15 protein-coding genes are annotated in these 15,791 nt (G+C 58.2%); 5 read left to right on the top strand and 10 right to left on the bottom strand.

The genetic code is table 11. The features are described 5' to 3' along the window. Positions 1-67: 67 nt before the first annotated feature. On the bottom strand, positions 68-262 hold the full coding sequence (locus tag ACEW8J_RS01290; protein ID WP_373489819.1) for a winged helix-turn-helix domain-containing protein: 195 nt from the start codon (positions 260-262) through the stop codon (positions 68-70). 716 nt (positions 263-978) lie between these two features. Between ACEW8J_RS01290 and ACEW8J_RS01285 the strand changes: the two genes are divergently transcribed. Both ACEW8J_RS01285 and ACEW8J_RS01280 read left to right on the top strand, forming a co-directional pair. Beyond that, positions 979-3,015, top strand: a complete 2,037-nt coding sequence (locus ACEW8J_RS01285; RefSeq protein WP_373489818.1) for a 3-hydroxyacyl-CoA dehydrogenase NAD-binding domain-containing protein — start codon at positions 979-981, stop codon at positions 3,013-3,015. 30 nt (positions 3,016-3,045) lie between these two features. After that, positions 3,046-4,803, top strand: coding sequence for a class I adenylate-forming enzyme family protein (locus ACEW8J_RS01280; protein ID WP_373489817.1), 1,758 nt, complete (start codon positions 3,046-3,048; stop codon positions 4,801-4,803). Here the strand turns inward: ACEW8J_RS01280 and ACEW8J_RS01275 are convergent. Together ACEW8J_RS01275 and ACEW8J_RS01270 are read right to left on the bottom strand one after the other, a co-directional pair. Then, the gene (locus ACEW8J_RS01275; protein WP_373489816.1) at positions 4,792-5,721 is read right to left on the bottom strand and encodes an acyl-CoA thioesterase; all 930 of its coding nucleotides are present in this window, start codon (positions 5,719-5,721) and stop codon (positions 4,792-4,794) included. The two genes, ACEW8J_RS01280 and ACEW8J_RS01275, sit on opposite strands and share 12 nt — an antisense overlap. 49 nt (positions 5,722-5,770) lie before the next feature. Next, a complete protein-coding gene (locus tag ACEW8J_RS01270; protein WP_373489815.1) occupies positions 5,771-6,943 on the bottom strand; it encodes an acetyl-CoA C-acyltransferase in 1,173 nt (390 codons plus the stop codon). A 548-nt stretch (positions 6,944-7,491) separates the two neighbouring features. On the opposite strand from ACEW8J_RS01270, the gene ACEW8J_RS01265 reads away from it, so the two are divergent. From ACEW8J_RS01265 to ACEW8J_RS01255, 3 genes are all read left to right on the top strand, one after another. Continuing rightward, entirely contained in the window at positions 7,492-7,653 is a 162-nt protein-coding gene (locus tag ACEW8J_RS01265; RefSeq protein ID WP_373489814.1) for a DUF1328 domain-containing protein, read from the top strand. A 597-nt stretch (positions 7,654-8,250) separates the two neighbouring features. Next, entirely contained in the window at positions 8,251-8,418 is a 168-nt protein-coding gene (locus tag ACEW8J_RS01260) for a hypothetical protein (protein ID WP_373489813.1), read from the top strand. A gap of 3 nt (positions 8,419-8,421) precedes the next feature. Then, positions 8,422-8,637, top strand: coding sequence for a hypothetical protein (locus ACEW8J_RS01255; RefSeq protein WP_373489812.1), 216 nt, complete (start codon positions 8,422-8,424; stop codon positions 8,635-8,637). A gap of 127 nt (positions 8,638-8,764) precedes the next feature. Here the strand turns inward: ACEW8J_RS01255 and ACEW8J_RS01250 are convergent, their stop codons facing one another. The 7 genes from ACEW8J_RS01250 to ACEW8J_RS01220 form a co-directional block, all read right to left on the bottom strand. Next, the gene (locus ACEW8J_RS01250; protein ID WP_373489811.1) at positions 8,765-9,304 is read right to left on the bottom strand and encodes a hypothetical protein; all 540 of its coding nucleotides are present in this window, start codon (positions 9,302-9,304) and stop codon (positions 8,765-8,767) included. Then, positions 9,298-10,836, bottom strand: a complete 1,539-nt coding sequence (locus ACEW8J_RS01245) for a hypothetical protein (RefSeq protein ID WP_373489810.1) — start codon at positions 10,834-10,836, stop codon at positions 9,298-9,300. Before ACEW8J_RS01245 ends, ACEW8J_RS01250 begins: the two co-directional genes overlap by 7 nt. A 234-nt stretch (positions 10,837-11,070) precedes the next feature. After that, complete coding sequence (locus ACEW8J_RS01240; protein ID WP_373489809.1) at positions 11,071-11,607, bottom strand: fasciclin domain-containing protein; 537 nt, start codon at positions 11,605-11,607, stop codon at positions 11,071-11,073. Positions 11,608-11,782: 175 nt separating this feature from the next. Beyond that, positions 11,783-12,523: an anti-sigma factor domain-containing protein gene (locus ACEW8J_RS01235; protein ID WP_373489808.1), complete on the bottom strand. Its 741-nt coding sequence runs from the start codon at positions 12,521-12,523 to the stop codon at positions 11,783-11,785. After that, entirely contained in the window at positions 12,516-13,046 is a 531-nt protein-coding gene (locus ACEW8J_RS01230; protein WP_373489807.1) for a sigma-70 family RNA polymerase sigma factor, read from the bottom strand. Before ACEW8J_RS01230 ends, ACEW8J_RS01235 begins: the two co-directional genes overlap by 8 nt. Before the next feature lie 196 nt (positions 13,047-13,242). After that, positions 13,243-13,629: a hypothetical protein gene (locus ACEW8J_RS01225; protein WP_373489806.1), complete on the bottom strand. Its 387-nt coding sequence runs from the start codon at positions 13,627-13,629 to the stop codon at positions 13,243-13,245. Positions 13,630-13,774: 145 nt separating this feature from the next. Beyond that, complete coding sequence (locus ACEW8J_RS01220; RefSeq protein WP_373489805.1) at positions 13,775-15,718, bottom strand: AsmA family protein; 1,944 nt, start codon at positions 15,716-15,718, stop codon at positions 13,775-13,777. Positions 15,719-15,791 lie beyond the last annotated feature (73 nt).

Raw genomic sequence — 15,791 nt, 5'->3', positions numbered from 1 at the left:
AATGCGGCCGTCTGGTGCAATAATGGTCTTATCGATAGGGTTTAGACCACTCTCTGTCATACCAATTTCAATCAATATCTTTGTATAGCAAACGTTGTTTTCCGCTCGGGAGCATCTCGTCGCGATCTTCTTGCGTTAGTCCGAGGCCATCTACGATTTTCTTAGCGGCAATCGGGACCTTGGTTTCGCCCTCTTTAGAAAATTGCAAAACAGGAAGTATCAGAGATTGATAATCTGGAATCGCTATGGCTTTTGCTAACATCAAAACCGCAAGGCTGCCAATGGTTTACCCGTAAGACGGCCAGTTGACACCCCACGGGCTCCAACTCACGCACGTCCGACGGCACGACTGGACGAAATTGCGGAAGGAGTTTCGAGCGTACTCGCAAGCTCACCGACGCCGGAACCCCTTTTCTTGGAAATGATGGGGCAATCACCGGGCCAAGTAACCTTCCTCATCAGGTCCGTCGTTGATGCGTGCGAGCGGCGAGGCGTGCCGCTTTCGAGGATTTGCGTCGGGCAAACTTTGGGTTCGAACGCGAAACGTGCGCTGGGACCTGAGCCGCTCCACTATCAGGGCGTCCCGGTAGATCTGGTCAATGGCCATTCCATCCGATATTTCTTCCAGAAGACCTTGACCTTCGAGATCGTGCATCCGCTCAATAACGTCTTTAGATAGAGTTGCATTGGTCAGTCCGGAGCTATCCACTCCTTCTATAATCAATGCTACTTCATCAGTTTGCCCTGACCGAAGGCCAGTTTGTTATTCAGGAAATGCCGCAGTTCCATTGATCTGATTATTTCGATGGCACCAGAGGATCTCCCTAAGTCCATCGGCAATTAAAAATCTGATTATAAGGCCCTGATTTCGAACTGCTTCCATTTGCGATACTCGTAAATCCAGCCCGTAATATGCGCACAATTGACATGCCGCTTCGCATCTGTTCTGCTTTTTACCATGATCTTGGAGGAAAATGAATGTCCGTCGTTAATATTGAAAAGCAACAAAATGTCTTGGTTATCATCTCAGACAATCCTCCGGTGAATGCGCTAGGCGCGGCCGTGCGCCAGGGACTGGTCGACGGGATTGATAAAGCGCTGTCGGATGACGAGATCGAAGCGGTGGTCATCCGCTGCGATGGACGGACCTTTTTTGCCGGAGCGGATATCACGGAATTCGGCAAGCCGATGACGGGCCCCAATCTTGCGGATGCGCTTGATCGGCTGGAGGCAAGCAGCAAGCCGGTTGTGGCGGCGATCCACGGGACAGCGTTGGGCGGCGGTTGCGAGGTGGCCCTGGCCTGCCATTACCGGGTAGCCGTGCCGTCAGCAAAAATGGGCCTGCCCGAGGTCAAGCTTGGCCTGATCCCCGGCGCTGCCGGAACCCAGCGCCTCCCCCGGGTGGTTGGCGCAGAAGCCGCCTTGCCGATGGTGGTGATCGGCAATCCGATTTCGGCGGCCAAAGCGCATGCCATCGGACTGGTCGACAAGATCGTTGGTGAAGACAGCCTCGCCGAGGATGCCATTGCCTTTGCCCGCGAACAGATCGGCAAGGCCCCTCCGCGATCTTCCGAGGGCACGGCCAACCGGGACGGGATAGAGAATCCCGCAATATTCGACGAGTTCCGGCAAAAATACGGCCGCAAGATTCGCGGGTTCGAGGCACCGGAAGCAGCGATCCAGGCGGTGAAGGCGGCAGGCGAGCTGTCTTACGCACAAGGCGTGAAAAAAGAGCGCGAGCTTTTCACGAAGCTCATGACCGGCACCCAGTCCGCGGCCATGCGCCACTATTTCTTTGCCGAACGGGCCGCCAACAAGATTGACGGCATTGATCCCGCCATTGATCTCATCCCGATCCGGAAGGTCGGCATATTGGGAGCAGGGACGATGGGCGGCGGAATTGCGATGAACTTTCTGTCCGCCGGCATTCCCGTGACCATTGTCGAGCTGAAGGAGGAAGCGCTCGACCGGGGGGTCGGCGTGATCCGTAAAAATTACGAGAACACCGCCAAACGCGGACGCATGACGGAGCAGCAGGTCGAGGATGCAATGGCCATTTTGACACCCTCTCTCTCCTATGACGATCTTGCCGATTGTGATCTGGTGATCGAGGCCGTGTTCGAGAATATGGATGTCAAAAAGGAAGTGTTCACCAAGCTCGATTCCATTGTGAAACCGGGCGCGATCCTTGCCAGCAACACCAGCTACCTGAATATCGACGAGATCGCTGCGGTGACCGGTCGCCCTGAATATGTTCTCGGCCTGCACTTTTTCTCGCCGGCCAATGTGATGAAATTGCTGGAAATCGTGCGCGGCGAAAAAACCGCTGATGACGTGCTGATGACGGCGATGAAACTGTCGAAGAAAATCGGCAAGGTCGCGGCGGTATCCGGTGTCTGCCCCGGCTTTATCGGCAACCGGATGCTCAGCCCGCGCCAGGAACAGGCCAATCTCATGATCATGGAAGGGGCCAATTACTGGGAAGTCGACGATGTTCTTCTCGAATTCGGCTTTCCGATGGGGCCATTCCAGATGTCCGACCTTGCCGGTGTGGATATCGGCTGGCATCGGGATCCGGAGCGGATCGAAACGCTTCGTGATGCCATGTGCGCCGCCGGTCGCTGGGGACAGAAAGTCGGCAAGGGATATTATGATTATGATCAGGCGCGCAATCGGACACCCTCCGATGAAGTCAAACAGATTATCGCCGAATTTGCGGCTAGGGCCGGCAAGGAACAGCGCGCAATCTCGAAGGAGGAAATCCGCGAGCGGCTGCTTTATCCGATGGTCAACGAAGGGGCAAAAATTCTCGAAGAGGGCATGGCGCAACGCGCCAGCGATATCGATGTGGTCTGGATCAACGGCTACGGCTGGCCATTGTACACCGGCGGCCCGATGTTCTGGGCCGATACGGTTGGGCTCGACAAGATCGTAGCCGGACTGGAGAAGCACAATCTGCCGGTAGCGGATATGCTGCACGAGAAGGCGAGCAAGGGCGAGCGATTCAACGGGTAGCGACGCTGCCCCAAATCAGGAGAGAAATATTTGTCCGCTGATATTGTAGAGTCACTCGAAAAGTGGGTGCCGACCGACGGATGGCCCGTGCGGTCGCGCGATGAGGTGAAGGCCTTATTGTGCGCGCCGGGACAACCGTTTGAAATGGAAACAGTCGATATCGACGGCATTGCAACCCGCGTCTGGAAAAACGCCCATCCCAGTCTCGCCGCTCTGGCGAACCACGCGCGCGGCCATGGTGACAGCGAATTTCTGATAATGGAAGACGAACGCGTCACCTATGCCAGCTGGTATCGCGCTGTCGCCGCCCTGGCTGCCGAACTGCAGAACATCGGCGTCTCCAAAGGAGACCGGGTCGCGCTGGCAATGCGCAATCTGCCCGAATGGCCGGTGATTTTCTTTGCCGCAACGTCGATTGGCGCGATCGCTGTCCCTCTCAATGCCTGGTGGACGGACCAGGAACTGGTTTTCGGTCTGGAGAATTCCGGTACCAGTGTCTTGCTGTGCGATGATGAAAGATGGCATCGGATTTCCCCGCATTTGAGCGAGCTGCCGGAACTGCACCATGTCATCGTCGCGCGCGGCCAGAGCCCGCTGGCCGCTCCGGCCCGCGCGCTGGAAGATATCATCGGGCGGCCCAATGACTATGCCGATCTGCCCGATCAGGACCTGCCCGCCGTCGATCTCGCCCCGGATGATCCGTCGACCATTTTCTACACCAGCGGTACGACCGGGCAGCCCAAGGGCGCGCTCGGCACGCATCGCAACCTGACAACCAACGCGCTGTCTGTCGCCTATTCCGCGGCAGCGGCAGCACTGCGCCGGGGGAACGAGCTGCCGGAACCGACCATCCGGGTGGGCCTGACGGTTGTGCCCATGTTCCATTGCACGGCCTGCTCGGCGATCATGATGCCGACCGTTCACGGCGGCCACAAGATGGTATTCCTGCACAAGTGGGACACGGTCCGGGCGATGGAAATCATCGAACGGGAAAAGGTCAATGCCACCGGCGGTGTCCCGTTTATTGCGTGGCAATTGATCGAGCATCCGGATCGCCAGAAATATGATCTCTCTTCCATCGACTCGATCAGCTACGGCGGAGCGCCGTCGGCGCCGGAGCTGGCCCGGAAGATCTACGAAGTCTTTGGCGCGCTGCCCGGCAATGGCTGGGGCATGACCGAAACCATGGCGACGGTTACGACCCATAGCGCCGAGGATTATCTCAATCGCCCGACCAGTTGTGGCCCGCCGGTGGCCGCTGCCGACCTGAAGGTGATGAGCGATGACGGGCGCGGGGAAATGCCGGTGGGCGAAGTGGGCGAGCTCTGGGCACGTGGCCCGATGGTTGTGAAAGGCTACTGGAAACGTCCGGAGGCAACCGCCGAGACTTTTGTCGATGGGTGGGTTCGCACCGGGGATCTCGCTCGACTGGACGATGAGGGATTCTGCTATATTGTTGACCGGGCAAAGGACATGATCATCCGCGGCGGCGAGAATATCTACTCCTCGGAAGTCGAGAATGTCCTCTACGATCATCCTGCCGTTATGGACGCCGCCCTGATCGGGATCGATCACAAGATGCTGGGCGAGGAGCCGGCGGCGATTGTCCAGCTGTCGCCAGGGCAAACCGCCACCGAGGCGGAATTGCAGCAATGGGTGCGCGAGCGGCTGGCGAATTTCAAGGTGCCGGTGAAAATCCTGTTCAGCACCAACAGCCTGCCGCGCAACGCCAACGGCAAAATATTGAAGAAGGATCTGAAGTCGCTTTTCGAGGCCTCAGTCGCTTGATGGCATCAGGCGCATCATGCCTTCCTGCACCGCCGACGCGACGAGGATGCCGTCCTGCGTGAAGAGGGACCCGCGATTGAGGCCGCGCGCATGGCCCGTCCAGTCACTGTCCATGACATAGCAGATCCATTGGTCGGCTCTGAAGTCATCATGGAACCACATCGCATGGTCGAGGCTGGTCGAGAATAATCCGGGCGTGGTCCAGTGCAACCCGTGCGGAATCATCGAGGTCGAGAGCAGCCCCATATCGGATGCGAAGGCCAGGGTAGCGCGGTGGATAAGCGGATCATCCGGCAGCGGCGCCACCGTCCTGAACCACTGATACTGGCGCGCAGTCCGGTTTTTGCCTGCCGGACTGACGCTCCGGACATCAAAGGGTCGCGGCATGCTCATCCGCTCTATCTGGTCGTCCGACACCAGCGGGTTACGAGCAATCTCTTCCATCGCATGCGGGCATTGCTCGGGAGGCAGCACGTCCGGTATCGCTATTTGATGGGCGAGACCTTCGGCGGGCTTTTGAAAGGAGGCGGTCAGGTTGAAGATGACCCTGTCATCCTGCCGGACGACAACCCTGCGATTGGAGATGCTGCGCCCGTCAAAGTCACGATGCACCCGGAAATGCAGCAGTTTCGTCTCATCCCCGGCCCGCAGAAAATAGGAATGGAGCGAGTGGATCCTCTTTTCATCGTCGACCGTGCGGTCCGCGGCGACAATCGCCTGGGCGATCACCTGACCACCAAAAATGCGTTCGCGCGCGCTCGACTTGAGCGCCGGAAACACAAATTCGTCAACAGCATCCGCCGTGAGATCGAGGGTGCTGAGCAATCCGTTTATCAACTTTTCCGCAGGCACGGAAGCGCGATGGGCCAAAGCCTCCGACAACCGGCGTTCGACCTGTTCGTCCGTTAGTTTATCCAAGATTTTTTCGATTCCTCAATATGAGCCGACTGGCAATTATGGAGACGGTTCAGGAATATATCTCAAACAATCCGGCGCCGCCCTGCCCACCGCCGATACACATGGTGACAACGCCCCATTTGGCACCGCGCCGACGGCCTTCCTGCAAAAGATGCCCGGCACAGCGCGCACCGGTCATGCCAAACGGGTGGCCGATGGCGATGGAGCCGCCATTCACATTATATTTCTCCGGGTCAATGCCCAAACGATCTCGGCTGTAGAGGCACTGGCTCGCGAAGGCTTCGTTCAGTTCCCAGATATCGATGTCGTCCACGGTCAGGCCCTGCCGTTCGAGCAGCTTGGGGACGGCAAATACCGGACCGATGCCCATTTCATCCGGCTCGCATCCGGCAACCGCCCAGGATACAAAGCGCCCCAGGGGTTGCAGTCCGCGCCGTTCTGCCTCCTTGGCCTCCATCATCAGCACGGCGGCGGCTCCGTCCGACAATTGGCTGGCATTGCCGGCCGTGACATATTTGCCTTCGCCCATCACCGGCTGCAGCTTGGCAAGGCCTTCCAGGGTCGTGGTGGGACGATTGCACTCGTCGCGATCGACCGTGTAATCGACAATTGTCTCTTCCTTGCTTTCCTTGTCGACCAGTTTCATCCTGGTCTGCATCGGAACAATTTCATCGGCAAAAAGCCCGGCTTGCTGGGCTGCCGCCATCCGCTGCTGCGATTGCAGGGCATATTCATCCTGATATTCCCGGCTGATATTATAGCGCTCTGCGACAATATCGGCGGTCTCGATCATGGGCATGAAGATCGCCGGTGCAATCTTCAGGATTTCCTCGTCTATACTGCCTTCTGGTGCCCGGGGCCCCTGCATCGAGATGCTTTCCACGCCGCCGGCCACAACACAGTTGGCGCCATCGCCGCGAATATGGTTTGCGGCCATGGCAATAGCCTGCATGCCGGAGGAGCAAAAGCGATTGATTGTCGCTCCAGCAGTCGTCTTGGGAAGGTCAGCGAGAAGCGCCGCATTGCGGCCGATATTGGGAGCGCCGTGCGCCACATTGCCGATCAGGCAATCATCGACAAAATCACTCTCAACACCAGACTTGGCGACTGCATGCTTGATCGCATGCGCCGCCATCGTCATCGGCGGTGTGATATTGAAACCGCCGCGACCCGCCTTGGCGAGCCCTGTGCGGGCATAAGATACGATGACAGCGTCGCGCATGCTGAATTCTCCTGTTAGTTTTACAACGATCACAATTGTTAAGTACTTTGGAATATTTGGGTCCGGGTTGACAAGAGGTTGGACTAAATTATCTGTTACTCAGCTAGCGTCGGCCATTTTTTCCAATTTGAATGAACGGTTTCTACTTTCGTAACGCTGATTTTGCCGACAGCCGAGCAGGCGGCTAGCACGAAGCGCATGTTGAGCGACATCGATTCGGTAGGCGTAGTTTTAAACTGTCGAAGCTTGCCGTCATGCGGTATTTTCTCGGCTAAAAAACAATTGAAAATTCACCATGAGCTTATAGATCGGACCACCCATGTCAATTGAGCAACTCAATGTCGTACTGCGGCGTTTTCAGGCCGTCACCTCGATGTGGACGCTTGAAACGCCCAATCCGATTGTGGATGCGTGAACTTGTCGGCAGGTCCTAGCTGATCCGCCGCTGGCCAGCTCTTCCTGAATGGGAGGGAATTAAATCAACCCCGTGCAACTTATACGATCGATCAGAGTTATAAGATCATCATCAACGGTCATGGAGAATGCTCATGTTACGCTACGCAATCATATTTCTTGTTATCGCTATAATTGCTGCGGTCTTAGGCTTGGGCGGGGTCGCTGGCTTTGCTATGTATCTCGCATATGGTGCCGCCGTAATTTTTGTCATCTTGCTGGTTCTGCATTTGCTTGGCGTCAACACGAAGGTCTAGCCGACATTAAACATAGAAGGACGTTCAGATATATTTCTTGGTGATTAGTCATCGGGAAGGGGTAAGTTTGCATGACGAATTTCGGCAGTTCTTGGCCAAAATTTTCGTCATGCAATCATGCAATATAGCCGAAACTGGGCGTTATTCCGACCAACAGCTTTTGGGACGGAAGCGGAATGTCTGATTTCACTGAAATAGACAACACTGCTCATTGAGGGGGGTCGAGCCGATCCCGGAGATTTGGGTCAAGATATTTTTGCTCCTATCTTCGCGCCGGCCGCTGCAGATTTTCTGTGCTGCTGTTGGCCGGATTGTTCAGATCGGACTCCCCCCTCACCGATAGCGTGGCCTTGCCAGTAGCGCACTCGCCACATACCCGACGGATATTTCGGGCTCTGCCATGCCAAAATCTGCATCAAAAAGCCGGGTCGATGAGTCGATCCGTCGAAAGCGCATTCCCCAGCCAAAGCTTAGGCGAGGCTACCAATGGCACACCACCTCCGGTTGTTGACAATTAAACCTAAGTTGTTCGACAATGTCCGGACAAATTATCTACTCAGGTGGCGGATATCTGACGAAGATGGTCGATGAAAGGGAGTGGATCATGTCATCCCCAGGCTGTTCGAAGCGGGCGAGCTGGGCTCGTTCATTTCCGACCTGTATCAGAACGGCTCCTACCTGACGGAGGCCATGATTACCGGACGCGGTGCGGCCCGTGCCGCGCTGGCACTTGAGCCATTGGCGCTTCTGCCAGCGTCGGCATAAGCCATGTTGGTCAAGACACCCGCGATAAAGCTTGGCGTGGAGGTTCGCGAGAGCCATATCGAGGAGGGAAGACTGATCATGTCGGGCGTCGCCAATGCGATGCCTTGCACCGTTGAGATAGGGGGCCATGAACTGGTGCGTCTGATCGGCAAGCTCGTTCGTCCGTCCGTGATCGCTCTGGTCATAAAGTCTGTATTCATTTCAGAGCCAAGGGCCTGAGGCAATGCGATAGTCCCTGCTCATGCTCCCGGCCGGCCCGGCCGACAGGACGCGCCGGAACACGGCACAGGGTCCCGATACATCGATCGATCGCTCACCAAGAGCACCGGCGCAAGGGATGCGAAGCTTATCTCCTCGGCGCAGCTTCCGGCTGGATATTGGCAATGCTTTCCTGGCCGATGGAAACACCATAGAGCCGCCACTTTCCTTCAACCCATTGATAATAGAGATCAAAGGAAATGGCCGTCGGCCGCAAGCCGAAAGCGCCCTGGACGCGGATGACATTGTCTTCCACCACCGCCGGCGCCGCAGAATAGGTCGGTGCCAGCAGCAAGCTGTTGGAAAGGTCGAACCGGCTAGCCCGCAGGCCGGCAAAAATCTCCGACAGCCGTGCGGGATTGTTCAATAGCTGGAAGCCCGGTGCCGCATTGTCGCGCAGCACCGAATAATTGCCCGACTGATTGGCATGATCGACCGCCGCCATGGTACTCCAGATCAGCTTGGAAAGTTCCAGGCCATTGGGCACCGGCTGGCTGGAAACCGGCGGCTCGGCGGTCTGCGCGCGAACCGGTTGGCCCGAGCTGAACAATATGGCCAATGTCAGGAAAAATACCGGAGCGAGTCGCCCCGGTATTTTTCTGTCGTCAGATGTGATCCGGATTACCATGCAAACTGGAATCCGGCACGCGCACCAATTTCGCCACTATCAAAACCGACACCGACACCGCCGGTAAAGGCGGCATTGTCGCCGATGCGGGCAGCGAAGGAGGCCGAACCGCCCACCCGCTCCTGATAGTAACCGAAGCCGCCGGCAACACCGAAGGAATTGCCCGGCAACAGCACCGGCGATTCCATCGCGAGGGCGATCGCCACACCTTCATTGGCCTTGCGGATATCCACGCGATTGACTTCGGTCAGATCGAACAGCGCCGCCGTTTGCCCCTGAAGCGCCGAAATCGCTCCGCTATTGGCGTTGATCAGTCCGCGGTTGGCGTTGATCTGGCCAGTATTCGCCGCCACGATGGCGCTGCTGGCAAATCCGCTGCTGAGGCCCAATGTGCCATTGGCATCGGCAGTCACGACCGATAGCGTTCCGGCTTGCGATGCCGTGCTGGTATCGAGATTGGCGACCACCACTTGCCCGTCATTGGTTGCGGTCGCGCCATTGCCGATGGCAATCGAGTTCACCCCGGCGGCCGAGGATTCATTGCCCAGGGCAATCGCACCGTCACCGCCGGCATTGGCCGCCTCACCGATGGCAACCGAGCGGACACCGCCTGCAACCGCCAGATGTCCGAGAGCGGTCGCGCGCTCGGCCAAAGCAGCAGAGCGCCAGCCAAATGCGGTGGTTGCAATGCCAATTGCACGGGCTTCTCCGCCAACCGCCGTACTCGACGTACCATTGGAAATCGTCTGATCACCAATGGCGATCGCATCCGCACCATCGGCAAACGCCAGATTGCCCATGGCGACGGACGTTTCACCATTGGCAACGGCGGCTTCGCCAACCGCAGTGGAGCGGAGGCCATTGCCCTGGGCCAGATGACCCAATGCCGTGGCGCGTTCCGCATTGGCCTGCGCCCGCCAGCCGAAAGCGGTCGCGCCCGGTCCGGTCGCGATGCTTTCACCGCCAACCGCGGTCGTGGAATTGCCCGTGGCCCGTGATTGGGTCCCGATGGCTACTGCATCAATCCCGTCGGCAACCGACTCATTGCCCAGCGCGACGGATTCGACGCCCAGTGCCATCGCCGCTTCACCGACCGCGGTCGCCCGCAAGGCGGTGGCCTGAGCGAGATGGCCCAAAGCCGTCGCCCGTTCCGCATTGGCGACCGAACGCCAGCCGAGTGCCGTGGCCCCCGGTCCCATGGCGAGAGCCTCCCCGCCAATGGCGGTGGTCGAGTTCCCGATTGCGCGAGCCGGCGCGCTTCCGGCATTGTCGCTTCCCACGGCGACGGCATCGACACCGTCAGCAACTGCGCCGCCGCCAATGGCTACCGAGCCATCGCCGCGACCATCCGCACCGACACCGCATTCCAGCGTGTTCACCGGATCATCCGCGGTGCCGGGGATACCATCGGGTCCGGCATTTTCGTTACAGGGCGCGGTGGCATCGGCCCAGGCTGGGCTCGCGATCGCGATCGCGCCGGTTGCTGCCGTGATCATGATAGTACGGCTGAAAAATTTGATATGCTTAGACATGAAAATCCCCTTCAGATTTAGTGACTTGGTTCTAGAAATGCGCAGTTCACATCTGCAGTAACGCAGACGGATGCCAAAAAGATGCAGCTAGAGTAAAATAATTCTACCCCTCAGCGCCCGGATCAAGATGATGGCCTGTATTTGTCAGATAGAAAGGGCGACCGCCAAAGCCTGTCGACAGGCGATGGCCATGAACCCCTCTCTGGCCATGGGGCCAGAGAGGGAGACCAATGGTCAGGGCATGACGACAGCGTCAATTTCATGGATGACGCCGTTGGACTGCATCACATCCGCGATCGTGATATTGGCGGTGCCGCCTTTGGTGTCGGTCAACATCCAGCCACCGCTGGGTGACTGCGAGACGGTCAGTTTGGCGCCGGCAACGGTGGTAAGTTCCGCCTGGCCGCCGGTCATTCTCGTTTTTGCGGCGAGATCCGCTGCGGTCATCCGGCCCGCGACCACATGATAGGTCAGGATCCTAGTCAGGGTCGCCTTGTTTTCCGGCTGGAGCAGGGTCGCAACCGTGCCTTCGGGCAAGGCATCAAAAGCAGCATTGGTCGGCGCAAAAACGGTAAACGGACCGGGACTGGACAGGGTCTCGACCAGACCCGCTGCCTGGACGGCGGCCACCAATGTTGTGTGATCGGCCGAATTCACGGCATTTTCGACAATATTGCGCGTCGGATACATGGCGGCACCGCCGACCATCGGATTGGCGCTATTGGCTGCGGAAGCGCTTGAAGCAACCGCGCTGCCGCCTTGGTCGGACATCGTACAGGCTGAAAGGGAAACCGCGACAGCAAAAAGAGGAAGGGAAAGCGAAGATAGGGAACGGAACGACATGGAAAGTCCTTTCAAATGCAATGAAATGATTGCGACGAACCGGAAAGATATTTCCGGATCACCGACAGCTACGTCGCGCGGCAGTGTTTGGACGCAAATTTTCTCAGATTTTGGAAATGGTCGCGGTCGCGATGATCGGTGTCGTCGGGGCCACAAACGGCGCGCCCAGCGGGTCTTCCATCGTCAATGCCAGCAGCGCGCCGGATTGCACGAAGGACTGGAAGCCTGGCTCTATGGCGATCGCTCCCGCACCATTGACCGGCAATATTCCCAGGGCACGCGGTGTTCCGTCTGCCGGTACCACCCACAGGACCGGGGCGCCCTCGTCGGCTTTCAAGCCTTGCGTGGTCACGTTCATCTCACCGCTCAGCGGGTCAAAGCGGGTGGCTACAAATAGGCCTTCCTGCTCACCGGAAAGCTGGGCGATTATCTGCGCGGGCGCTTCCTGCTGCACCGGATTTTCCGGTACGATCACCGCAGGAGGGCGGACCAGCAGGGCCAAGGCCAGCGACGCGGCGATCGTGCCCGCAGCCAGGGCTGCTGCGCGCCAGCGGTTCAAACGGCTGCGGAACGTCAACAGCGAGATTCGGTCGGCGGGTTCGGCCTGGGAGGCGTCGAGCCGCGCATGGATGGATTGCCAGACGTGGTCGGGGGCAGCCTGCGGCGCGATCAGATCCAGCAGCGGTGCCAGCCTCTTTTCCCACGCGTCAACATCCTGCCTGAAACCCGGGTCCGACAAGCGCAGGCGCAGGGCATTGGTCAGGTCTTCGCCTTCCAGCAAGCCCAGTACCAGCTCCGCCGCCAGCAGTTCGCTGCTGTCCATATCCTGGGGCAGATCAACCATCTTCCAGGCACTTTCTCAAATTCATCAATCCCCGTCTGATCCGGCTTTTCATCGTGCTCAGCGGGACCTCGGCCCGTTTGGCGAGCTCGGAATAGGTGAATCCTCGGAAAAAGGCCGAACGGATCGGCAGATTCTGTTCTTCCTCCAAACCTTCGAGGCAATCCCTGATCCGTTCGCGCTGCTGCTCCTCTTCGATCACGGCATCGCCCAGCGGCGCCTCATCGGCCACAATGTCGATGGCTGCGTCATCATCATGATGTTGCCGACCATTTTTCCGGAGCCAGTCGATCGAAGCGTTGCGGGCGATAACCGCCATCCAGGAAATCGGGCTATAGCTCCCCGCCTGATATTGATCGGCACGATGCCAAACCTTGATATATACTTCCTGCAATACGTCCTCCGCCGCGCTTCTGTCTCCACAGATACGACGGCAGATGCCAAATAGTTTCGCCGAGGTCAGTTGATAAAGTTCTTCGAGCGCTGCCCGGTCCCGGATTGCGACCCGGGCCATGATTTCGAGCAACGACTCTCTAGCCTGCTGTGCGTTTGTCCCAATATGGTCTTTAGCTCGCATCGGCTCAGAATGGGGACATATTTGGAATCATGCAATATGTTGTTGTGAAAACGAGTATTTTTATCCTGCTGGATGCAAGAGGCAACCCTCGCGCTGGCGTTGCGAAGATGTCGGGTAAGGGCAGTTAATCAATCCGATCCATATATTATTGCGCAACCCCTTCGGCGCGGAGCGCGGAAATCTGGTCCGCGGAATAGCCCATCTGCTTCAGGATGGTTTCGGTATCGGCACCTTCGTCTTTCAGCGTCGCTGGTGCCGATGGGCGGGATCCGTTCATTTCAATCGGCAATGCCGGCAGTTTCGTTTTCGTACCCTCGTTGGTCAGCTTGTTGTCGCTGTCGATGGTGACCGCAACACCCGATGTCGGCTTGATCGATCCGGCCGAGGTGATCTTGATATCGTCAGCAGCACCGGACTTGATCGTCGAGGTCCGGACCGGCGTGGTGGTGGCGGTCGCGATGCTGGTTTCCGCATGAGCGGGGATGGAAGCGACAGCGAACAGGCAGCTCGATGCGAGTAGATATTTGCGCATGTAAATCCTCATTGTGAATGGCGGGACAAATTTCCCTGTGCAAACACAAGACGGAGTCGTTCCGCCGCAGCCTTGATCGGAAACAGATTTTTTTGGATCGGGCCGCAGATAATACTGGTTGCTCTATCCAGTCCGGCGGATCGTTCTAGCGCATCGCCTCGGCGACAAGGGCCTCGCAGTTCAGGGACTTCGGTTTTTCGATAAAGGCCGCATCCTGCTTGTCGCTCGAACCAATCCCCAATGCACTGCCGATCGACTTTGTCGCTACTTTCAGGACATCACCGACGGACGGCTTTTCAGCATCCTCGGCCTTGCCCAGCCCGGCAACCGACACTTGCGGATCGGTCAATGTACCGGAGATCCGGATCGGATCGACGATGCGCAGGGCACTTTTGCCTTTCGCTCCACCGCGCAGGACCAAGGATATGGTTTCGCCATCAAGGGTAATCTTCCCGTCACCGCGTCCGATCGAGATTTCGCTATCAATAGCCAGGGGCGAAGGGGTCAGAACGCCGTTTTGCGCAGTGAAATGGGCGACCAGACAGCGTAGCGGGACCCGCGCTTTCGGGTCATCGATAATCTTGCCGACGGCTCCGCTCAGATTCTGCCCCAGAACATGGGCCACGGTCGCGCGAACACTGCCGCCGGAAGCGACCATCGCCGCCTTGCCGTCGGCTTTCTCGAGCGCCTCCCTGACGGTATCGCCAGAGCCGGCCAATTTGACCCGGCCGCGCATCGATGCCGTGACGATCTCGCCATTGCCTATCAGGTCGGAGAGGGATGCGCCCGTCAGCGTCAGATCGGTTGCCAGTTTCGGTGCGCCGCTGCGGTGATCGATCCGGACGCTGCCCGTCATTTGTCCGCTTTTCAGGCCGACGGCCAGATTGCTGATCTCGACGAGCTTGTGATCGAGCGATAACCGGCCCTTCATCGACCGGAAAATCGTTTCCCGGCGGGAGGCGAGGCGGTCGATGGCAAAGTCCAGATGCGCGTCGGTTGGCCCCATTTTTGACAGGTTGATCCGGGTGTTGGGAAGGATCCGGGGGCCGATGCGCCGCGTCAGTGCTGCCGCGCGCGCCAGTCCTGCATCGTCCGCCAGATCGTCGAAGTCGAGCACGGCGGCTCTGATTTCGGCGTCAATCTTCGTGCGCCCCTCACGCTTGCGAATATCTGCCTTGCCGGACAGTCTCGAGCGACCGATGGAGCCGTTCAATCCGTTTACAAACCAGTCCCTGTCCTGATGACGGACAGTGGCGCGCAAATTGATCGGCTGGGTTCCGAACAGCCCCGCCTCGATGATCCGGTCCAGGTTTTTGAGCGTTGGCGCGCGCGCGGATAGCGAAGCGCTGAACCGGTTGGTGTTCAACACGCCCTGCATGTGACCGTCTGCGGTCAGATTCAGCGCTGGCGACCGCAGCGACATTTTGAAGGGATAGTCAGCCTCGGGATCGATTCCGGCAATCGCGCCGCCGGAGAACAGGAAACTGGCTTTCGATTGCAAAAATGTTCCGCTGGCTTCGATGCGAAGGCCGTCTTTGGCATTGACCGAGATCGGCCCGTTCAGGGAGAGCCCGCGCTTGCGGTCAACCAGACGGAAATAGGCATCGCTGATATCGAGGTCAGTCAACACGGGCGTCTTGCTGCTTTTCTCCTTTTCCCGATCTGAATCGTCATCGTCCCAGTTGCGGCGACCATTTTCATCCCGGACCAGAGACAGGGTGAGCCCATCGATCCTGATGCGATCCGGTCTGGCGTTGTTCATCAGCATAGCGAACACGCTGATCCGCGCCGATACGGATTTCAGACGAAGCAGATCGCCTTCGCCGACCCAGGCGGGTTGCGCGATACGGACATCATGCACGGTGATCACCGGCGAATAGGAAAAGACACTGTCCCGGCTGACACTGCCTATTTCTACATCCCGGTCTGACGCGCCCCGCAATTCCTGCACGATCACGCTGCGCAAGACGCTGGCCGGGACAGCGCCCAGCAACAATATGGCCAGAAGCAGAAAGGTTGCGATTGTCGCCAATATGATCTGCGTCCGCCGCCGAGCAAATAAGGCAGGTTGACTGGCATTATCGTTCATGAACTAGCGATCAATCGTTGGGGCAGGGACACAATATTGGCCCATTCCGCCTGCGTCTGGCGCTCTGTCCGAC

Origin of the sequence: Parasphingorhabdus sp., assembly GCF_041748495.1 — a bacterium.
In the GTDB taxonomy this organism is placed as follows: Bacteria; Pseudomonadota; Alphaproteobacteria; order Sphingomonadales; family Sphingomonadaceae; genus Parasphingorhabdus.
Note: the sequence above shows the minus strand (reverse complement) of the source record. Positions and strands in the feature narration are given on the sequence as shown.